The sequence below is a fragment of the Bradyrhizobium sp. JR3.5 genome (assembly GCF_054057015.1).
On the sequence record NZ_JBSRYV010000001.1, the window covers coordinates 1,755,314 to 1,775,398 of the forward strand.

Consider the following 20,085-nt stretch of genomic DNA (forward strand, 5'->3'; position numbering starts at 1 on the left):
CTGACTCTTGCCGGGGCTGGATTTCATTCCGAACAGATTTTTACCGGCACGGGGGTCGCGCTAATGCGGCCCTTTTTGATTCCGGGCGCTCGCGACAGGGAATTAGGACAGCACAACATAACGCCGCCCACTTGAAAATTTTAGCAGACGGCGCTGGTTCTAGTCCTGGAGGGAAAACGTAAAATCCCGAGAGACATTAGCGAGCGCGAGGCGGGGGAAACGCCCAAACTGGCTATGCCGGACGTTTGCGAGGCAATCACTTAGGACCAGGAATGAAGCGAGCCGTTTGTTGCACGCCCGGCGCTGTCCGGAAGAGGCCGCCAACTGAGTCTTTCGGGCAGTCTTCCATTAGAGCCGCAAGGACCAGCCACGCTTCCGCGTCGCGCTGAAGCCTCTTCTGGCGGTGCCCAATATTGCGCTCGGCTTGGGCTATCTTCGCATTTGCCTTTTCTCGGCATTCTGTTGCTGTGAACATCGCTCGACCAGATCAGGCGCGGTAAGGCTCGTCCTGAGCAAAACAGATCATGCCCGCGACTTAAAATAAGCGCTTCACGCAAGGAACTCTTGGCTACATCGTGAAGACGACAATCAGGATCAGCACGGAAAGTGCGATTGTGGCGCAACCGGCTATCGTTATCGCGTCCCATTTCATCCTGTGAACGCTTGAAGCTGTTGCCGCGCCGCTCGTTGATTTGGATCAAGAACGAATAGCGTCCGATGGGGACACCTCACCGGAGGCCCATCCGCTCTACGGCGATTTTCGCGATCTTGCGCGGATCGTTGGTGCCGGCTGCGCAGATGTCGATAACGTCGCGAGCCACCATCCTGCAAAGTGGGTCGTCACGGTCAAGCACGCCTAACAAGTGTAGGGCGTGGTCGAAGGCCTTGTTCAGAAGTTCGATTTCCTCAGGCGTGCGTTCGCAGCCTTTCAGCAACTGATTAATTGGCATTGTTCCAGCCCTCAGCAGCTCACTGGCGCAACTAAGCCAAGTTCCACTTATAGCACGGGAACTCCGTTCACGCCCGGATGACCACGAGGCCTAGGCTTCGCTGTTCGTTCTACGAGGATAAAATTCCTTGAAATGGGTCAAGGGTGGATCGGGCAGCAACATCCAATGGACTTCTCAGTAGTCCTACCGAGAAGAACGGCTAAGCCTCGGTTTCCGCTTGCTTAATCTGAATTAGGACACTCCCAAAATCAACTTGGGACACTGGGGCTCAAATACGGACAGTTACCAAGCGGCAAAATAGGGCGAAACGAGAACGCCCGGTAGCGGCAATGGCACGCGGCTCAATTCAGTTGGGGCGCGAATTTTCCGATTTTCCGCGCGCCGTCCCATAGCTCCACCGGCTGATCGGGAGCCAGTTTCTGGGCCTGTTCGCGTGCGTCATCGTCATTGCCGCAGAACAGGTCAACCCGCCACAAAATGCGATTATCGGGGCTGAGCACGTACGCTGTGTAACCGTGCATCGAAACGTCCTATTCAGCCTGCCTCAACCGAGAACGCCGCACTGTGAAATCTTGTTCCCAGGGACGGGACTGGGCGCAAGCCGCCGCGCAAGAACATTCCGCGTTCACGGCAATGCACGGCAACGATACGGCGTGAACGAACAGCGAAGCGCACAACAGACGTTCGCGAAAATCGCAATAAATTCAATGCTACCAGCTTTGATCTTGTCGTTTACACCGAGAGGGTCGGGAGTTCGAATCTCTCGCCGCCTACCAGCCTTCGCCCTGCGGGCTACGGCTGGGCAAGCCAGCCCTTGTGGATGAATTCATTCGGTGCGGCAGGGCGAAGGCTGTCTCGCCGAAGCTCGAAGAGCGAAGGCGGACCGGTTCAAAATCCCATTGCTGCTGTTCCCCGCGAGCTACGAGCCGAGGCGGACAAAACTATGACTCCCTTCATCATCATTCTTGCCGCTCAGGTTTGATGCCGACGCCGCTGCGATGCTATTCTCTGCGTCTAACCGGGAACTTGATGCATGCGCAAACTCTCCGCGATTTTTCTTCTCACCATGATTGCCGGACCGGCATGGGCGCAGCAGGACCATGTTCAGCGCTATCGCGAAGAGATCGAGAAGTCGCCGTCGGATGTGGCCAACGAGGCACGGCAGCAGCGCGCCTACCAGCGCGCGCTCAGCGGCGTGCCGGACCAGAAGCCCACCGACCCTTGGGGCATTGCGCGCAGCAATGACGGAACGGCCGCCCCGAAGGGCAATGCGGCGAAGACGCCTGCGCCGAAGCCGGCCAAGCCCACGAGCGCTGCCGCCAAGTAATCCGAGAGAGCGGACCAGGTCGATGAGATATTTCGTCTGCAAATTGACCGGACCGCGCCCGACCTTCCCGCAGGACATGACGCCGCAGGAAGCGGCAATCATGCAGGCGCATGTCGCCTATTGCGGCGAATTGCTGCAAGCCGGCAAGGCGCTGATCTTCGGGCCGGTGGCCGATCCCGCCGGCGTCTGGGGACTGGGCGTGCTGCAACTGGCTGACGATGCCGATCCGCAGGAGATCGTCGCCAACGATCCCGTCTGCAAGGCCAATGCCGGATTCACCTATCAGGTGATGCCGATGCTGCGCGCTGCGACGCGCGAGACTTGCTAGGATCGCCCGAAGTTCTCAACAAGGTTGGATCGCATGAACGCAGGCCATCCGCAAAACGCCGATCAGATTGCATACTGGAACGGGCCGGGCGGTCAGCGCTGGGCCTCAAGGCAGGCCGCGCAGGATATCGTGCTGCAGCCGGTGCTCGACCTGCTGATCGATCGCGCCGCGCCGAAGGCCGGCGAGCGCATCGTCGATGTCGGCTGCGGCAGCGGCGCCTCGACGAATGGGTTTGCGACCAAGGTAGGGCCGTCAGGCCATGTGTTCGGCGTCGACGTCTCTGGACCGATGCTGGAGCGGGCACGGCAAAGCACGCCGAAGGATGCGCCGGTCACCTATGCGCTTGCCGACGCCACGGTCTATCCGTTCGATCCCGCAAGCTTCGATCTCCTGGCGTCGCGCTTCGGCGTGATGTTCTTTGCCGATCCGGCGGTGTCGTTCGCCAATCTGCACAAGGCGCTGAAGCCGTCGGGCCGGCTCGCCTTCGCCTGCTGGCAGGAGCCGCGCGAAAACCCGTTCTTCATGGCGCCGCTGCAGGCGGTCTACAAGCACGTGCCGAAGCTGCCGCAGCTTGGTCCCGAAGACCCCGGTCCGTTCTCATTCGCGTCCGAAGCCCGGGTGAAGAGGATCCTCGGTGAAGCCGGCTTCTCCGACATTGCCATGGAGCCGTGCCGGGTCGAACTCGATGTTGCGACCGGGCGCGGCATCGATGCGGCGATCCAGGGCGCGCTCGAGATCGGGCCGGCCAGCCGCGCGCTGGAAGGGCACCCGGATGAGGTTCGCTCCGCCGCCATCGCGTCGATGCGCGAGGCGCTGGCGCCGTTCGTCAAGGGCGATTCCGTGCCGCTGCCGGGCGCGATCTGGATCGTAACGGCGCGGGCCTGATCAGGCTTTCTCTTCCCAGATCATCGCCAGGTGGACGATGGTCTGCACGGCCTTCTCCATATCCTGGCGGCTGACCCATTCGAGCCGCGAATGAAATGCGTGCTCGCCGGCGAAGATGTTCGGGCAGGGCAGGCCCATGAACGAAAGCCGCGAGCCATCCGTGCCGCCGCGGATCGAGGTCTTCACCGGCGATAGCCCGGCGCGCTCGATCGCCTCGATCGCATAGGCGACGATCTGGGGGTGACGATCGATCACCTCTTTCATGTTGCGGTATTGCTGCTTGACCTCCATGCGGTAGGTCGAGCGCGGATATCCCTTCATGACGTCCTGCACGATCTTCTCGAGCAGCGCTTCCTTCTGTTTCAGGCCTTGCTCGGTGAAATCGCGCACGATGAAGTCGATCCGCGCGTTCTCCAGCGCGCCCGACATCGCGACCGGATGCAGGAAGCCTTCCTTGCCTTCGGTGGTCTCGGGCGAGCAGGTGTCCTTCGGCAGGCGGTCGACGATCGCGGCCGCGATCTTGATCGCGTGCTCCATCTTGCCCTTGGCAAAGCCCGGATGGGTCGCGACGCCTTCGATGATGATGCTGGCGCCGTCGGCGGAGAAGGTCTCGTCCTCGATGTGGCCTGCGGTCTCGCCGTCCATGGTGTAGCCGAAATCGGCCCCTAACTTCTTGATGTCGACCTTGTCGACGCCGCGGCCGATCTCCTCGTCCGGCGTGAACAGGATCTTGATGGTGCCGTGCTTCACCTGCGGGTTGGTGACCAGGAAATGCGCGGCGTCCATGATCTCGGCGAGGCCGGCCTTGTTGTCGGCGCCGAGCAGGGTGGTGCCGTCGGTCGTGATGATGTCGTTGCCGATCTGGTCGGCCAGCGCCTCGTGCTCGGCGGCGCGGATCACCTGCGAGGCATCGGCCGGCAGCACGATGTCGCCGCCGCTATAATTCTTCACGAGCTGCGGCTTGACGTTCTTGCCGGTGCAGTCGGGTGAGGTGTCCATGTGCGAGCAGAAGCAGATCACCGGCACCGTCTTGTCGGTGTTGGCCGGGATCGTCGCATAGACGTATCCGTGTGGATCGAGGTGCGCATCGGATATGCCCATCGCCTGCAGCTCGGCGACCAGCAGGCGGCCGAGATTCTTCTGCTTCTCGGTGGAGGGCGTGGTCGGCGAATCCGGATCGGACTGGGTGTCGATCACGACATAGCGCAGGAAGCGCTCGGTGACGGTGTGCTTGAAGTCGAGAGCCGGTGCCAGCATGAAGACCGCGCAAGGATGGAGAACGGGAATAAGACGCTCAGGCGAAGTTGGTTCGGGCAGCAAAGCGCATCGAAAGACAACTCTATAACAGAAAGGCGCCATTCCGGGGCCGCGTCACGAGCCGGAATGGCGCCTGGTATCAAACCGGGAAGGCTAAGAGCCTTAGACGGCTTCCTTCAGCTCCTTGGCGGCGCGGAAGGCGACCTTCTTGCTCGCCTTGATGTGGATCTGCTCGCCGGTCGCCGGGTTGCGGCCCATGCGGGGCGGCGCGCTTGCGAACCTGGAGGATGCCGAGGCCGACGATGCGAATCCGCTCACCCTTCTTGAGGTGCTTGGTGATCCGGGTGACCATGTCGGTCAGGATCGCCTCGGCCTGCTTCTTGGACAGCTCCTGCTCTTCGGCGATGGCCGCCGCCAGGTGCTTCAGCGTGATCGTCGCCGGGGTCGCTGCTTTCTTCGCCATGTGTGGCCCTCCTCGTTGCTGAATGGCTGGATTGCTGCTTTCACGCGAATGGCGCGCCGTTCGCGTCGGGAAAATGCGTCCGGAAAAGTCCTGAAACCGCCGGTTCTGGGGAACGGGCAGCGCCGGGCCCGGCCACAGGAAACCCAGACGTATCAGGCCTTATTTGATTCGGGGCTTTGCTGACTACGCCGTTTCCCCTGAAAACAGGCGACAACTCGCGCCGGTGGCGCGAAAATGCCCGCGCTGTGCAGGGCTCCGCAACGTGCTTGACTATCGGGATGCGGGCCTTTATGCCCTCGTTCCTGCGCGGATCAATCCGATGATCGGCATCCGCGGGAGTAGCTCAGTTGGTTAGAGCGCCGCCCTGTCACGGCGGAGGCCGCGGGTTCGAGTCCCGTCTCTCGCGCCATTTATTTCAATGACTTAGCAGAAATGTCGGTTCCCAAGAGTATTTCTTGGGAGGTCGCCGGAATGCGTTTTTGCGCCTCGGGCAGATCGGTCCTGATGAGCTGGGCGTGGTCGAAACGGTGGGTGCTCCCGACGTTTGCCGGACTGCAAGTCTCGCGCACCTTCTCGTTGTGATCGATCATGTTTGCTATCTTGTCGATCCTCCCCGTCGCGCCGCCGGCGTCACACTCGACAGTGGCCATCAACTGGTTCCCGCGCCTGCGCGTGTGTCCTCCGATGTGACCACATTGCGGTCGACGTTGCCGACACGGGTTCTGCGACGGCATGCGTCGGCTTCGTCTTCAGCGTCTTGTCGCTGCCGGTGCGATGGAAGCTGACGGAACAGATCCAATGTTCTGCGGTCGAGGTCTGTCGCTGTCGCTCCTGGCGACGGCGATCGCTCGTCCATGACGCAAAAACGACATCAGCGGTTCCACCATCTTCCGGAACTCACACGCTCTCGACGGGTCTTAAAGTTGCCGGAGTAAGCGAAGACAGTTCAGGACATTCAAACGACGCGAGCGTGGGCGAGGGCTGATGAAGCGAACCTAACACGGAGGCGTGCCGATGAATTGGAGTTCGTGGCTGAACGAATACTACAACGACGAACTGGAAAGAGCGGACGCCGCCTGCCGAAGGGGAGAGTCCGTATACGACGCACTCAAATGGATCGACGATCCGTATCTGTGGAACGTGCTGCTCTGGAAGGAATATGATGGCTTCAAGGCGATCAAGGCCGCCATTCCCGATCCACCAGATGCTGGCACCCAGAAAAACTGGAGCGGTCGTTCCGGGATGGAGCTCGGCGCCGCCGTCATCGAAACCTATCGCCTGTTGCACGATAAGCTCAGGCGTCATCTGGATAAGCCGTTCGCCGAATGCGCGGTGCTGGACTATGGCTGCGGCTGGGGCAGTGTGCTCCGGTACTTCATGAAGGATGTGCCACTGCGCAATCTGCATGGGTGTGATCCGCACAAGGGCATCATCCAGGTCGCGCAACGCTCCAACCCGCGCGCCGATATCGTGTTGTCGGACAGTCTGCCGAGACGTCTGCCGTTCAACCAGAAATTTGATGTCGCTTACGCGTTATCGATCTGGACGCACCTCTCGCCTGCCGCAAGCGACACATGCCTGACCGCGGTTCACGATTCTCTGGAGAATCGCGGTCTCTTTCTTCTGACCGTTCGGCCGCCGGCATACGCATTCTATGAGCCGATTGCCAAATTGCCCGGCTGGGATCAGCAAAAAATCGCCGAGACTGTGGCGCGGGACGGATTCTACTTCTATCCGCAAAGCTATCCGGTCGATGGCGAAATGACCTACGGCGAGACGATCATCAGCAAGCGGTACATCGAGACGCACTGGACCGACCGGTTTGATCTCGTTGACGTCGGCATGAACGGGATCTCACCGTATCAGAGCATCATCGTTCTCCGAAAGAAGTGAGGCCACAGGGTCGTATCGGCGTTGCTTGGTCGCGGCTGTCGATCTCTCAGGCCGCAGCGTCGTGCCGCGGCAGGGCGCAAGACATCAGGCCGCGACACCGACGGGTCGCGTTGACTGTTGCTGATGCTGCGAAGCTTCCGCTCGCCATTCGGGCGTCAGCCACCACAGCAGGAACAGCAGCGCGATCCCGTTCGACATCAGGCTTGTCGTGAGCGGCACGTTCATGATGGCCTGAACCGCGATGCCCGACGACACTGCGATGAAGCGCGGCGACAGGTGCCGCGAGACCATCGACCCCACCGACAGGATCAGGCCGCATACGAGCGCCGAAACCGGCGTGAGCGCAAGACCGACCGACGCGATGCCTTCGGTGGCGAGGAAGGAGGCGTTGAAATTGCCGTCCCGATAGATCGCTCCGAGCGCGGGGCCGAGCTCGCCATACGGGCAGGTGGTCACCTGTCGCACGATCGATATCTGGCAGAAGCGGGTCAGGTCGCGGTGCGCGAAGAAGTCGGCATATTGATCAAGGGCGAGCGACGGGATTGCGAGGAAGCGCAGATTGATGGCGCTGAACACGACGTAATCCCTGTCGGCGCCGAGCACGGCGAACGCCGTGAGCCCGATGATCATGGGAATGAGGAATGCGAGCACCGTGGCCGGCCGCGGGGTGAACCGGCCGAACAGCCAGAACAGAAACGGCAGCCAGATCGGCAACAGCAGCACGGTCTTGTTGTTGACGACCGGATAGAAGCAAAGCGCAAACAGCAACACGCAAGCGGCCTGCACCCATTGCCTGCGCGACGCGAAATGCGCGAACAGATAAGGCAGGACCGCGCCGATCATGATCCCGGTGAGATAATTCAAAAGCGCCGGCCGCGTGACGGCGTTGCGGGCTGCGCCATAGGGGTTGCCGAGATTGGCGCCGTACGAGATGTCGGCGACCAGCACGGCCAAGGACGACGCCAGCAGCAGCAGCGCAATGCGTTTGATCGCCGTTTCGGACAGGCCGGGCCGCCAAACCGGCATATTCTGGAACATCAGGGGGATCATCGCGGCGGCCAGCGCGGCGATCATGGCCCAGCGGGCGATGGCATGCGGATAATCGAACGCGCTGAAGAAGCTGAGCCAGACGAAGCCGAACACCGCTGAGAGCAGCGCGAAGCTCACCAGATAACCGAAGCTGAAGCGGCCCGCGATGAACGCCGGGATGAAGACGGCCATGACGGCGGTGCCGAGGATGGCCTCGGCAGTGATGCCGGAGCGCCAGACATGCATCGCCGGGAACGCGTGCCCGCAGGCGATCATCGAGGCGGTGCTGAGGACGAAGAACCCAGGGATTGTGACCCCGACAACCAGGTCTTCGCGCGTCAATTGCATCGGCCCGTCCGAATCGAAAGCTGTGCGACAGCTAGCCGATCGACCTCGGGCTGATCAAGTCAAGCAAGGTTAAGCGACGTCTCGGTCTGTATTGTTATGTTTCGGCCGGGCGATCTGTCACCGCGGCGCCGCATTGAATTCACAAACCGCAACCCGCCGCCTTGATCAGGCAAAGAATGCGGCGACCGCGTTGAGGTCGGATTGTCCCGGGGCGTCGCCGCGCAAATTCGCGTCGATGATACGGCGGCAAGCGTCAACCGTGTGGGTATCGCCCAATTCGTTGGCGGCCTCGAGGATCGACCAGACCGTGTCCAAGGGAATGTCGCTCTGCATGGTCGCGTTCGGATCTGACAGCATCGGCGGCGCCGGGGTTAGAATTCGAACAGGTCGCGGCCGCGCCGCGCCAGGGTGTGCAGGTCCGCCACCGTGCCGCGCACGGCGTTGCAGCGGCGGCATTCGATGATGGTGTCGCCGGACGCATGCGCGGGATCGGCGACCTTGATCGCCAGGCTGCCGCAATCCGTGCAGATGATCTTGAATCCGGTCGAAATTACTTGCTGCTGCAAATTCATTGTGGGCCTGCGCCTCTGTTGATGCCGACCTTAATGGAACAATTTTTAAAACTGGGGTCGCGGAGCGGATTGCAATCGAACGACCGCGTTAGGAGGCGATTAAGATTTCGCCGCGGCTGCGCGGTCGCGCGTCAGCCAGACCGCGCATGCAACAACGAGCAGCGGATTGCGGCGCAGGATTGAGAACAAGCTCAGATTGAACAGGTCGTTCTTGATCAGGGTGCCGTCGAGATCGAGCACCAGCGGCAGCGATCTCGCGCGCCCCGCTCTCGGTGGTCCCGCAATCGCCGTAGCCGAACCTGGCGAAGGCCACACCGCCCTGATCAGAGCGCGAGACGATCAGGCCCAACAAAAAAGCCGCCGAAGGCGGCCGCTTTGTCTGCCGAAGCCTGAATACGTTCTAGCGGACCGTCGAGGTGCCCGAGGAGGTGATCGCGACAGGCTTGCCGGCCTTGATGACCTGGTTGGTCTGGGCGGTCTGGGTGAAATCCGCGTTGTTCCGCGCCGAAATGCCGAAAGCCGCAATCCCGATGGCCGCAACGAGGGCAACAACCACAATCTTGAGGTGGGTCGCGCGATCGGCTGAATGGATCGAGTGGTTCATGGTCGCCTCCGGGCGTCTATGCGCCGTCTATGGCCGCTACTGGTAAGCGCCATCTGTTTCCGGATCGTTTCGTGAGTTCCCGGAAATGGTTTCGTGCCACGGGCGGATTGGTTTCACCGTGCCTTGCGTCACAGAAAGAGAGGGCTGAAACTGACCATGGGCGCGGACTGCGCCTGGGAGAAAAATAATAATGAAAACAAGGAACATGACCCGACGGCGGGTGCTGGGAACTGGCTCCGTGGCACTTGCCGCCGCGATGTTTGGTAAGCCGTCTCTTGCCGCTGCAGAGTTCGACTTCAAGCTCGGCGTCAACACTCCGGAAACCCATCCGCTAACAATCCGTCTGGCCGAGGCGGCCAGACTGGTCGGCACGCAGTCGTCCGGCAGGATCAACATCACGGTGTTCGCCAACAGCCAGCTCGGTGGCGATCCGGAGATGCTGTCGCAGGTCCGTGCCGGCGGTATCGAGCTATTGGCGGCACCCAGCATGACCTTGTCGACGCTGGTGCCGCTGTCGGGCCTGCCCAGCATCGGTTTTGCGTTCCAGTCCTACGATCAGGTCTGGGCGGCGATGGATGGCGGCGTCGGCGGCATCGTCCGCGATGCGATCGCCAGGACCGGCGTCGTGCCGCTGAAGAAGGTCTGGGACAACGGCTTCCGCCAGATCACCTCGTCGTCGAGCCGGCAGCTCAACAGCGTCGACGATCTCAAGGGTTTCAAAATTCGCGTGCCGGTGACGGCATTGCTGACGTCGCTGTTCTCAGGACTTGGCGCGCTGCCGTCGAGCATCTCCTACAGCGAGCTCTATTCGGCGCTGCAGACCCACATCGTCGAAGGGCAGGAGAACCCGCTGGCGCAGGTCTCGACCGGAAAGCTCTACGAGGTACAGAAATACTGCGCGCTGTCGAACCATTGCTGGAGCGGCTACTGGATCCTCGGCAACCGCCGCGCGATGGCGGCCCTGCCGCCCGATCTGCTCGAGCTCATCAATGCGGCATTCGATGCGGCGGCAGTGAAGGAGCGCGCCGATCTGGTCGCGATGGACCGCTCGTTGCAGGCCGAGCTGACCGAGAAGGGCATGACCTTCAACACGCCCGATCCAGTGCAGTTCAGGGCAGCCTTGGTGAAAGCCGGTTTCTACACGCAGTGGCAGAAGACCTATGGCGCGGACGCCTGGGCGGCGCTGGAGAAGTACACCGGCAAGCTGACCTGACGGTGTGAGCGCGGCGATCTCCGGCGTCGCGCTCCACTTACCCCTCTCGCGCGCGAACTCCTTTCGCGACGTTCAAATGATCCGGAGCGAGGGTTCCGGTCGAGCTGCAAATCGCCGACGGGTCATTTCGGGACCCTCATGGACGCGTCGCCAGCCGCGTAAAGCCGTCGTCGCTCCAGTCGTCGCTGCCGACGCCGTGGCGCACGAAGAACAGGCCGGCCGGATCGTACTTCTGCTTGATCTCCAGAAGCCGCTGGTAGTTCGGGCCCCCATAGGCCTGCTGCCATTTCGGTTCGAAGAAGCTGCTTTCCGCAAGATAGGCGCGGCCGTCCGGCGCCACCTTTCTGAGTTCGCCGACCGCCTTCGCGATCCCGGCGGCATTCTTGCGCGCATCGGCCAGGTCAGGCTCGTGGCCGCTGAGGCCGGAATAGGCGGGCGGGCCCTCGCTCGCGATGATGGCGAGCACGAAGGCGTCGATCACGGCGGGGTTCGTGGCGGTTTCCCTCGCGGAGGCGATCGCGGCTTCCGATCCGCCGGCCAGCCCTTTCTGGAAGTGCAACTCGACCGTCGCATGGTGGGCGGCCGCCAGCAGGGCTTCGACAAGCCGCGGACGTTCCACGCCGCTCAGCAGCGATGCCGGAAGCCAGAGCGATTCAAAACCGTGGATGAAGTGTCCGGCTTCGCTCAGATTGGCGGCCCAGAACACGTTCTCCGCCGGAGCGCCCGGACGATCGTCGGAGAGGATCGCCTGCGGAGCGCGCTGTCGGATGTAGGCGGCGTCCCAGCGGTGCGCTGCCGGACCGGTGCGGATCGACGGCGGACGGGTGAAGGTGAATTCAGCCTCGGCCGCGGTGACGAAGAGAATGAATGGCTGCCACAGTTCGTCGGCCTGCTGCCTGTCAAGGCCCAGGAACGACAGCTGGACGTCGAGCGTATTGCCGGGCTTGATGTTGACGATCTCGCCCCAGTGGCGGTTATGCAGGCGGTCGGCGTAGAGATCCACGAATGCGCTCACGAGGCGGCGGAATGACGCGTGAGACGCCGCTTTGATCGTCATGGAGGCAAAGCCGAAGACGTCGGGTAGTTCATGGGTGCGCAACGTCAGGCGGGTGACGACGCCAAAGGTGCCGCCGCCGCCCGCCGCGCAAGGCCCAGAACAGGTCCGGGTTGCTGCGGGCATTTGCGATCCGCACGAGGCCGTCCGCGGTGACGATCTCGGCTTCCAGCAGGCTCGCCGCGGCGGTGCCGTAGTTCTTCGAATAGCTGCCGAAGCCGCCGCCCTGCACGAGTCCCGCTACGCCGACGGTTCCACAGCCGCCACCCTGGACATAGCGGCCACCTCGGGTCGTCACCTCATTGTAGACATGCATCCAGATCGCGCCGGCGCCGATGGTGACGGCCGGCTGCGGCGGATCCAGGCAGCCTTGCGGGACGAAGCTGACGTGCAGCGTGATGTCGTGCATCGCGCGGGTCCAGATCATCAGCGAGTCGGGCGCACTCGATGTGCCGAGATAAGAGTGGCCGCCGCCTCTGACGACCAGCCGCAGGTTGTTGTCACGTGCGAAATTGACGGCGGCAACGACGTCACCTGTGTTGCGCGCCGCGACGGCGTAGACACTTGGCTGGGACGCCCATGCATCGAGATAGCCCGTGGTCTGGGTCAGCGCCGGGTCGTCGCCGATGTAGTAGGGGTTCTTCAGCCCCTTGAACACATCGCGGCACGCCGGACCTGTGGGACTGTCCTGACACGCCGCCAACGGCGACTTCACAGCCATGAGGCGGCCGTCAGTTTGCTCGTTCAGCCGGTTCCAGCTGGCGGCCGACGGCCATTGCGGGTTCGAGGGACGCGTTCGCCGAAATATTTGCGAGGAGTTGCTCGCACCCTGCGCAGCGGCAACCGGCCCCGGACCGATCCAGCGCGCCATCGGCGTCAGGGCGGCGCCGATCAGGAGTTCGCGACGATTCATAGGCCGGTCACCTGTCCGTGAGTAGAGCGAATTTCACGCCGTCCGGACGGCGCGCCATACTGTCCTTGCGGGACGCCGCTCGCCTGCCTGTGATAAAGACCTGATCGCGTGACGGATCGCAATTGGGGCCCGGACCTGTCCGCCGGGGCAGGTGACCTGACGAGTTGCAGCATTTACTCCATCCCGACATGTCCACGACGCAGCCAGAGGATTCCATTGAACGCGGCATCGATCGGCGCGTCGAGCGGGGTTGGGATGAGCAAGCGGATTTCGGGGACGAAAATCGCAGCGATGTGACGGCGATCCGACCGGGCGGGGCGAAGCGCGGCTCGATGCTCGCCTATGGTTGGGTGGCGCTGCTGATCGTGGCGAGCGGCGTGGTCAACGTCTTCTCCTCGGTGAGCGAATTCAAACTGTCCGCGGGGTTCGCGCCATTGCGCATGCCCGTGCTGCTCGAGGTGACGAGTGCCATTGCCTGGATCGTGTTTCTGCCGCTGCTGCGAAGCGGCATCACCCGATTGCGTGTCGGTCGCGGCCGAGTGATGGCCGTCACATGGGCAGTGGCGGCGACGTTGCTCTACGCGTTCGCACATCTCGTCACCATGGTCGGGTTGCGCAAGCTGCTGCTGGCCGACGGCTATTCCTTTCATTGGGCAACGGCGTTTCCGCATGAGCTCCAGAAGGACGTCGTCTCGTCGCTGATGGTGGCCGTGGTAATCTGGCTGATGGACCGCAAGGTGTTGGCGATGCCCGTAACACCGATGCTCGCAACACCAGCGCCGCCGGCCTCGGCGCTTGCGCTGCCGCTGGCCGGACCGTCCGTCGACACCGCCAATCCCAGCCTGTGGCTGCGGGACGGCGCCACGAGCTTTCGGGTCGATCCTCGCGATATCGTGGCCGTGACGTCTGCGGGCAACTATGTCGAGTTTAGCCTCCCCAACGGACGTCACCTGATCCGCGGCACGCTTGCGCGGGAGGAGGATCGGCTGAAGCCGTTCGGCCTTGTCCGGGTGCATCGGGCGCGGCTGGTGAATTTGGCGCGGGTCGTGGCAGTCGAGCATCGTCCGGCGGGGGACTTCGTCCTGCGGATGGACAATGGCGAGACGATCGCGGGCAGCAAGCGCTATCGGAATGTCGTGGCGAGCTTCACGGAAAATACCAACAGGTAAGTCCCACGGGACTCCGCGCCGACGACGGCCCATCGTTCTGGACGTGGCGGGATGAAGCGGGGCCTCGTCTTGTGGCACGGAAAACACATCGTCGCGTTTTCGGTTCCATTTTTGTTTTTTGTCATGCGGCAGGACTTCTCAGGGGATACAACCTCCCGCTGAGATTTTCAGTGGCCGCCCATGCGCGGCCCGAGTTGGAATGCCATGCGCGTGTCCGTTGTTGAACGCTTTCGAACCCGTGCATGCTATTGCGCTGGGCGCCTTTTCAATCGTTCCTGTGTGTCTGAGTGTGCCACAGAGCTGAGCGATCCAGTCGGCGAAATGAAACGTGCGGAGGTCCGAGTACGGCGGTCCTCTAGGCGCAGCCTGACGTCGATATCGGCCGGTGCTACATCGCTTGCACTGATCTCTCTGCTCTGTTGGTCGCCGCTCGCGCCGGCGTTCGCTGATGGCGGCACGGGAGGCAATGCCCATCATGGCAATCCCCCAATCTGGTCGGTATCGGTGGCGCAGGTGGAGCGGACGGCCTGGCGGGAGCACCCGGCACCAATGCGGCTGCCGGCACCACCAGCGGCGGCGGAGGTGGCGGAGGCGGTGGCGCCGGAAGCGCGCCGGGTGGCCAAGGCGGGCTCGGTGATACCTCCGGCAGCGCATCGGGCGGCAATGGTGGCGCGGGCGGCGCCGGCGGCGCCAACGGGTTGTCAGTCCCCTTCATCCAGAATGTTGCGCCGATCGTCGGCGGGACAGGCCTGACTGGAGGCAGCGGCGGCAACACCAGCGGCGGTCCCGGCCCTGACGGTGGTGGTGGTGGCGGCGGCGGCTCGGGCGGGCATGCCCTGGTCGTGACGGGGGCTGCCGCAAGCTCGAACGGCTCTACGCTGACGGGCGGCACCGGTGGAACGGGTGGCAGCGGCGGCAACGCCTCGGCGTCGGGCGGTGGTGGCGGCGGTGGTGGCGGTGGCGGGGCTGGCCTGAAGGTTGGCGGGCCCGGGGCAGTCTTCACCAACACGGGTACGATTCAAGGAGGTCTCGGCGGGGTCGGCGGGGTGGGTGGCAACGGACCTACAGGCGGCAATGGCGGCAATGGCGGATCGGGGGGCGTGGGGGTTCTCGGCGCCGGTGTGCCAGCCGTGCTGGTCAATAATGGGTTTATCCAGGGCGGCAATGGCAGTGTCGGAGGCGCCGCAGGTAGCGGTGCTATTGCGATTGCAGGTACGGCAGGGACAGGTGGTGCCGGCATTGTCGGTGCCAATCTCACCGTCATCAACAGCGGCACCGTTGCCGGCGGGATCTCCGGCGCCGGCGGCATCCGCGCCAACGCCATCACCTTTACCGGCGGCAGCAATATACTCGAACTGCAAGCCGGCTCGACCATCATTGGCAACGTGGCCGGCACCGGAAGCGACACGTTGCGGTTGGGTGGCGCGGGTAGTGCGAGCCTCGACGTGTCCGCGATCGGGTCGGCTGCGCAGTATCAGGGTTTTGCGGCATTCGCGAAGACTGGCACCGGCACCTGGACGCTGACCGGCTCGACGACAGCCCTCACGCCCTGGAGCATCAACCAGGGGACGCTGGCGATCTCGACCGATGCCAATCTCGGGGCGGCAAGCAGCGCGCTCACCTTCAACGGTGGTACTTTGCAATACGCAGGTGCCGGATCACTTGTGCTTTCGCCGACCCGCGCCATTACCTTGAATAGCGGCGGCGGCACGTTCGACGTCGCTAACGGTGGTCCTTTCGATGTTCTGTCAATCTCCTCCGCCATTGGCGGCTCTGGGGGCTTGACCAAGATCGGCATAGGCACCCTGGTGTTGAACGGAACAAACACTTATGGCGGGGCGACCATCATCAACGCCGGAACGTTGGATGTCGGTAACGGCAATGCGATTCCCGATACGTCAGCCGTGACGGTCGCCAGCGGTGCGACTCTGGGCATCGCAAATGACGAGACGATTGGTTCGCTCGCGGGCGCGGGCAAGGTGCACAGTCCAATCGCGGGCGGCCAGGTGATCCTGACGTCCGGTGCCGACAACTCGTCGACCACGTTCTCGGGAACGATTTCGAACGGTGCATCTCTGAATCTGACGCTGGGTCTTACGAAGATTGGCACCGGCACCTTCACGCTCTCCGGTGCCAACACCTATACCGGTCCGACCACCGTGAACGGCGGTACGCTAGCGGTAGATGGCTCAATCGTATCTTCGACCACGGTGAATGCCGGCGGCGCACTCGGCGGCAACGGCACGGTCGGCGACACCACCATCAACGCCGGTGGCACGCTCTCGCCGGGCAATTCGATCGGACTGCTGACCGTTCGGGGCAATCTCGTTTTCACGGCAGCGTCGAGCTATCTGGTCGAGGTTTCGCCTGCCAATGCCGACCGCACCAACGTGACGGGGACCGCAACCCTGGGCGGCGCGATCGTGAATGCGAACTTTGCGGCGGGCACTTATGTCGCCAAGCAGTACACCATCGTGAATGCCGCCGGCGGCGTGAACGGCACGTTCAACGGACCGGTCAACACCAATTTGCCGAGCGGATTCAAATCGAGCCTGAGCTACGACGCCAATAATGCTTTTCTGAATCTCGCGCTGGATTTCACATCGACACCGACCCCCAATTTCGGCGGCGGCTTCTCCACCAACCAGCAGAACGTCGCGAACACGCTGGTCAACTACTTCAACACGACCGGCGGCATTCCGATGGCGTATGGCACGTTGAATGCGGCGGGGCTGACGCAGGCGTCCGGCGAGTTGGCGACCGGCTCGCAGCAAACGACGTTCGATGCCATGAACCTGTTCATGGGGCTGCTCACCGATCCCTTCATGAACCGCACGGGCGGAGCGGGGGCGATGGCGGGCGCAACGGGTTATGCGGAGGAGGGCGAAGCGAGCGCCTATGCCGCGACCCGGAAGACCGATGCGTTCGCGATGTTCACCAAGGCGCCGCCGGTGCGTTCGTGCCGCGCTGGAACGTCTGGGCCGCCGGCTTCGGCGGTTCGCAATCGACCAGCGGCAACGCCATGGTTGGATCGAACGACACCACCAGCAGCATCTATGGCACGGCGGTCGGGGCCGATTATCTGTTCTCGCCGAACACCGTTGCGGGATTTGCGATCGCCGGCGGCGGCACCAGCTTCTCGGTCGCGGGCAGCGGCAGCGGCCGGTCCGATCTGTTTCAGGCCGGCGCCTATGTCCGCCACAGCGAAGGTCCGGCCTATGTCTCCGCCGCGCTCGCCTATGGCTGGCAGGACATCACCACCAACCGCACCGTGACGGCCGCTGGCGTCGACCAGCTTCGCGCCGAGTTCAATGCCAACGCCTATTCGGGGCGGCTCGAGGGCGGCTATCGTTTTGTCGCGCCGTGGATCGGCGGCGTCGGCATCACGCCTTACGCCGCGGGCCAGTTCACGACTTTCGAACTGCCCGGTTACGCCGAGCGGGTGATTTCGGGCCTGTCGACGTTTGCGCTGACCTATGGCGGCAAGAGCCTGACCGATACGCGCAGCGAGCTCGGCCTTCGCACCGACAAGTCCTTCCCGGTGCAGGACGGCATCCTGACGCTGCGCACGCGCTTCGCCTGGGCCCACGACTACGACCCCAGCCGCTCGGCTGCCGCGACCTTCCAGGCGCTGCCGGGCACCAGCTTCGTCGTCAACGGCGCGGCGCAGGCAAGCGACTCCGCGCTGACCACAGCATCGGTTGAGATGAACTGGCGAAACGGCTGGTCGGCGGCCGCGACGTTCGAAGGCGAGTTCTCCAACGTCACCTCGAGCTACGCCGAAAAGGGCGTGGTGCGCTATCAGTGGTGAGACGGGCGCGTTTCCGCTTCCATAAACTTGGTATCACGCGCGTGATTACCTGACGCGTAATCGCGCGCGCGATCTCCCTTTGCGATGGTCGGTGCATCGGCGGCGATGTTGCCGATCGATCCGCAAAGGGAAAGACATTATGGCCAGCCAACCGCTTTATGCGACCGCGAGCGACGGCACAAAACTGTTCGTGCAGGATTGGGGCTCGGGTAAGCCGGTGCTGCTGCTTGCCGCCTGGACGTTCAATTCCGGCGTCTGGGGCAGCCAGATCGTCGCGCTGAACGCCAAGGGTTTCCGTTGCGTCGCGCCGGATCGGCGCGGCCACGGCCGTTCCGACATGCCGATGACAGGGTACGATCTCGATACGCTGACCGATGACGTCGATGCCGTGATCGAGCAGCACGATCTGCACGACGTCACGATCGTCGCGCATTCGATGGGATCGATCGAGGCGGTGAACTATCTGGCGCGTCACGGCGCGGACCGTATCGCGCGGCTGGTCTTGGTAGCGCCGACCACGCCGTTCATCGTCCAGACCGAGGACAATCCGATCGCGGTGCCGAGGGCGATGGTCGAGGCGCAGAATGCCGCGATCGCGCAGGACTTCCCGAAATGGATGGGCGAGAACGAGGCGCCGTTCTTCATGCCCGACACGCCCGAGGCCACGCGGGCCTGGATCAGGGAGATGATGCTGAGCGTGCCGCTGCCGGTGGCGCTGGCCTGCCGCAAGACCATCTCGTTCGCCGATCTGCGCGCCGCAGCCAAGAGGATCGATCGCCCGACGCTGATCGTGCACGGCGACAAGGATGCCAGTGCCCCGCTCGAATTGACCGGCGCGAAGACGGCGGCGCTGATCAAGGGCAGCAAGCTTGCCGTCTATGAAGGCGCGCCGCACGCACTGCCGCTGACGCACAGCGCGCGCTTGATGGCCGACTTGCTGGCCTTCATGGACGCTTAGCTGACGCGTGCGATATCCGCACGGATCCAGCGCGCCGCCCAAACGAACAGCAGTGCGCCCAGCGTCGTCGTCACCGCGGCCGACAGCAGCGAGTAGCGAACCGCATCCGTGCCGTACGCGCCCTTCAGGGCGTCGTTGATCATGCCGACGGCGAGGGGGCCAACGCCCTGGCCGAAGCAGGTCGCGGTGAGCAGCACGATCGCCGAAGCCAGCGCCCGCATGCTGGGCTTTGCGACCGTCTGGGCGATCGCAAAGATCGGGCCGAGATGGAAGCCGACCATGAACGAGGTCAACGCGAGCGTCGCGACCATCAGCGTGAAGCTTTGCGTCAGCATGCACAATGCGAAGACGGGGCCCGCGAGGCCGGACATGATCGCGGGCGCCCACAGCTTCCAGCGATCGTCGCGGCGGCCGATCTGCGCTACCACGAGGCCGCCGATCAGCGTGCCCGCCATGCCGGCGAGACCCTTGAAGGTGCCGGCATAGGTGCCGATCTCGGCACTCGTCAAATGATGGATGCGCGCCAGGAACGGCGGGATCCACACCGCAGTGGCGTAGTTGGTGTAGGTCGTGAGACAGAAGCCCACCAGCACGATGACGAAGCTCGGCTGCGAGATCAGAAAGCCCAGCGTCGGTCCGATCGGCTCGGCCTTGAAGGTCTCGGCCATCGCACCGCGCCTCGGCTCGGAGATCGTCAGCCACAGCACCGCGGCGAGCGCGATGCCGGGCAGGCCGGTGGTGAAGAAGGCCATCCGCCAGCCATAGTGCTGATTGACGTAACCGCCGATGAAATAGCCGAGGAAGACGCCGAGATAGGTGCCGATCGCGTAGATGCCGAGCGCGCGCGGACGCTCGTTCTTGTCGAACAGATCGGCGATCATCGATTGCGAGGCCGGCGTGCCCGCGGACTCCCCGATGCCGACGCCGACCCGCGCCAGTGCCAGCGTCGCGACGCTGGAGGCCAGGCCGCAGAGATAGGTCATCGCGCTCCAGAACGCGAAGGCTGCCGCGACGATGTTGCGGCGGTTGAGGCGATCGGCCATCCGCGCAATCGGAATGCCGAGCAGCGAGTAGAACAGCACGAAGCCGAACCCGGCCAACAGGCCCATCGTGGTGTCGCTAAGCGCGAACTCCTTCTTGATGGGCTCGATCAGGACGTTGAAGATCGTGCGGTCGAGGAAGTTGAGGGCGTAGATGATCGTGAGCAAGCCGAGCACGTAGTAACGGCGAGCGGAGGGCAAGGCAGCGGCCCGTGTGGCTGCAGCCGCCTGCGGTGCGACATCGACCATGACTTCCTCCCCCGATGATCTC

At 63.3% G+C, this 20,085-nt stretch carries 19 protein-coding genes, 1 tRNA gene and 2 pseudogenes; 9 read left to right on the forward strand and 13 right to left on the reverse strand.

From position 1 onward, the window contains the following. Nucleotides 1–728 precede the first annotated feature (728 nt). Together ACVWW1_RS08870 and ACVWW1_RS08875 are read right to left on the reverse strand one after the other, a co-directional pair. On the reverse strand, nt 729–950 hold the full coding sequence (locus ACVWW1_RS08870; protein ID WP_456655534.1) for a hypothetical protein: 222 nt from the start codon (nt 948–950) through the stop codon (nt 729–731). A 341-nt stretch (nt 951–1,291) separates the two neighbouring features. Continuing rightward, a complete protein-coding gene (locus ACVWW1_RS08875) occupies nt 1,292–1,471 on the reverse strand; it encodes a hypothetical protein (RefSeq protein ID WP_456655535.1) in 180 nt (59 codons plus the stop codon). Between the two features lie 512 nt (nt 1,472–1,983). Between ACVWW1_RS08875 and ACVWW1_RS08880 the strand changes: the two genes are divergently transcribed. Genes ACVWW1_RS08880 through ACVWW1_RS08890 form a run of 3 tightly spaced genes read left to right on the forward strand, consistent with a single transcriptional unit; the run spans nt 1,984 to nt 3,490 of the window. Further along, nucleotides 1,984–2,277: a hypothetical protein gene (locus ACVWW1_RS08880; protein ID WP_456655536.1), complete on the forward strand. Its 294-nt coding sequence runs from the start codon at nt 1,984–1,986 to the stop codon at nt 2,275–2,277. Nucleotides 2,278–2,299: 22 nt separating this feature from the next. Next, on the forward strand, nt 2,300–2,605 hold the full coding sequence (locus tag ACVWW1_RS08885; RefSeq protein WP_456655537.1) for a YciI family protein: 306 nt from the start codon (nt 2,300–2,302) through the stop codon (nt 2,603–2,605). 33 nt (nt 2,606–2,638) lie between these two features. Then, the gene (locus ACVWW1_RS08890; protein ID WP_456655538.1) at nt 2,639–3,490 is read left to right on the forward strand and encodes a class I SAM-dependent methyltransferase; all 852 of its coding nucleotides are present in this window, start codon (nt 2,639–2,641) and stop codon (nt 3,488–3,490) included. On the opposite strand, the gene pepT is transcribed toward ACVWW1_RS08890, so the two are convergent. Both pepT and ACVWW1_RS08900 read right to left on the reverse strand, forming a co-directional pair. After that, nucleotides 3,491–4,747, reverse strand: coding sequence for a peptidase T (pepT, locus tag ACVWW1_RS08895; RefSeq protein WP_456655539.1), 1,257 nt, complete (start codon nt 4,745–4,747; stop codon nt 3,491–3,493). 162 nt (nt 4,748–4,909) lie between these two features. After that, a pseudogene (locus tag ACVWW1_RS08900) lies at nt 4,910–5,210 on the reverse strand (HU family DNA-binding protein). A 332-nt stretch (nt 5,211–5,542) separates the two neighbouring features. Between ACVWW1_RS08900 and ACVWW1_RS08905 the strand changes: the two are divergent. Then, nucleotides 5,543–5,619: transfer RNA gene (locus ACVWW1_RS08905), tRNA-Asp, on the forward strand. 1 nt (nt 5,620) lies between these two features. Here the strand turns inward: ACVWW1_RS08905 and ACVWW1_RS08910 are convergent. Then, a complete protein-coding gene (locus tag ACVWW1_RS08910) occupies nt 5,621–5,860 on the reverse strand; it encodes a hypothetical protein (RefSeq protein WP_456655540.1) in 240 nt (79 codons plus the stop codon). A 364-nt stretch (nt 5,861–6,224) separates the two neighbouring features. Between ACVWW1_RS08910 and ACVWW1_RS08915 the strand changes: the two genes are divergently transcribed. Next, entirely contained in the window at nt 6,225–7,103 is an 879-nt protein-coding gene (locus tag ACVWW1_RS08915; RefSeq protein ID WP_176531002.1) for a class I SAM-dependent methyltransferase, read from the forward strand. 84 nt (nt 7,104–7,187) lie between these two features. Here the strand turns inward: ACVWW1_RS08915 and ACVWW1_RS08920 are convergent, their stop codons facing one another. From ACVWW1_RS08920 to ACVWW1_RS08940, 5 genes are all read right to left on the reverse strand, one after another. Further along, nucleotides 7,188–8,480, reverse strand: coding sequence for a hypothetical protein (locus ACVWW1_RS08920; protein WP_456655541.1), 1,293 nt, complete (start codon nt 8,478–8,480; stop codon nt 7,188–7,190). Nucleotides 8,481–8,645: 165 nt separating this feature from the next. Then, a complete protein-coding gene (locus tag ACVWW1_RS08925; protein WP_173642771.1) occupies nt 8,646–8,837 on the reverse strand; it encodes a hypothetical protein in 192 nt (63 codons plus the stop codon). A 14-nt stretch (nt 8,838–8,851) separates the two neighbouring features. Further along, on the reverse strand, nt 8,852–9,052 hold the full coding sequence (locus tag ACVWW1_RS08930; RefSeq protein WP_050405629.1) for a hypothetical protein: 201 nt from the start codon (nt 9,050–9,052) through the stop codon (nt 8,852–8,854). A 99-nt stretch (nt 9,053–9,151) separates the two neighbouring features. Continuing rightward, a complete protein-coding gene (locus ACVWW1_RS08935) occupies nt 9,152–9,292 on the reverse strand; it encodes a hypothetical protein (protein ID WP_456655542.1) in 141 nt (46 codons plus the stop codon). A 160-nt stretch (nt 9,293–9,452) separates the two neighbouring features. Beyond that, nucleotides 9,453–9,656 (reverse strand): hypothetical protein, encoded by a 204-nt coding sequence (locus ACVWW1_RS08940; protein ID WP_092114654.1) that lies wholly within the window; start codon nt 9,654–9,656, stop codon nt 9,453–9,455. Nucleotides 9,657–9,912: 256 nt separating this feature from the next. Between ACVWW1_RS08940 and ACVWW1_RS08945 the strand changes: the two genes are divergently transcribed. Next, a complete protein-coding gene (locus tag ACVWW1_RS08945; RefSeq protein ID WP_456656643.1) occupies nt 9,913–10,869 on the forward strand; it encodes a TRAP transporter substrate-binding protein in 957 nt (318 codons plus the stop codon). Nucleotides 10,870–11,005: 136 nt separating this feature from the next. On the opposite strand, the gene ACVWW1_RS08950 is transcribed toward ACVWW1_RS08945, so the two are convergent. Next, entirely contained in the window at nt 11,006–11,884 is an 879-nt protein-coding gene (locus ACVWW1_RS08950; protein WP_456655543.1) for a BBE domain-containing protein, read from the reverse strand. Between the two features lie 70 nt (nt 11,885–11,954). Continuing rightward, nucleotides 11,955–12,836 (reverse strand): FAD-binding oxidoreductase, encoded by an 882-nt coding sequence (locus ACVWW1_RS08955; RefSeq protein WP_456655544.1) that lies wholly within the window; start codon nt 12,834–12,836, stop codon nt 11,955–11,957. 350 nt (nt 12,837–13,186) lie between these two features. Here ACVWW1_RS08955 and ACVWW1_RS08960 point away from each other — a divergent pair, with 350 nt between their 5' ends. The 3 genes and pseudogenes from ACVWW1_RS08960 to ACVWW1_RS08970 all read left to right on the forward strand — a co-directional run bounded on the left by ACVWW1_RS08960 (nt 13,187) and on the right by ACVWW1_RS08970 (nt 18,774). Next, nucleotides 13,187–14,005, forward strand: coding sequence for a LytTR family DNA-binding domain-containing protein (locus tag ACVWW1_RS08960; RefSeq protein WP_456655545.1), 819 nt, complete (start codon nt 13,187–13,189; stop codon nt 14,003–14,005). A gap of 1,130 nt (nt 14,006–15,135) precedes the next feature. After that, nucleotides 15,136–17,816 (forward strand): annotated as a pseudogene (locus tag ACVWW1_RS08965) (autotransporter domain-containing protein). A gap of 139 nt (nt 17,817–17,955) precedes the next feature. Beyond that, nucleotides 17,956–18,774 (forward strand): alpha/beta fold hydrolase, encoded by an 819-nt coding sequence (locus ACVWW1_RS08970; RefSeq protein ID WP_456655546.1) that lies wholly within the window; start codon nt 17,956–17,958, stop codon nt 18,772–18,774. Here ACVWW1_RS08970 and ACVWW1_RS08975 read toward each other — a convergent pair. Beyond that, a complete protein-coding gene (locus tag ACVWW1_RS08975; protein ID WP_456655547.1) occupies nt 18,771–20,063 on the reverse strand; it encodes a spinster family MFS transporter in 1,293 nt (430 codons plus the stop codon). The genes ACVWW1_RS08970 and ACVWW1_RS08975 overlap by 4 nt on opposite strands. Nucleotides 20,064–20,085 lie beyond the last annotated feature (22 nt).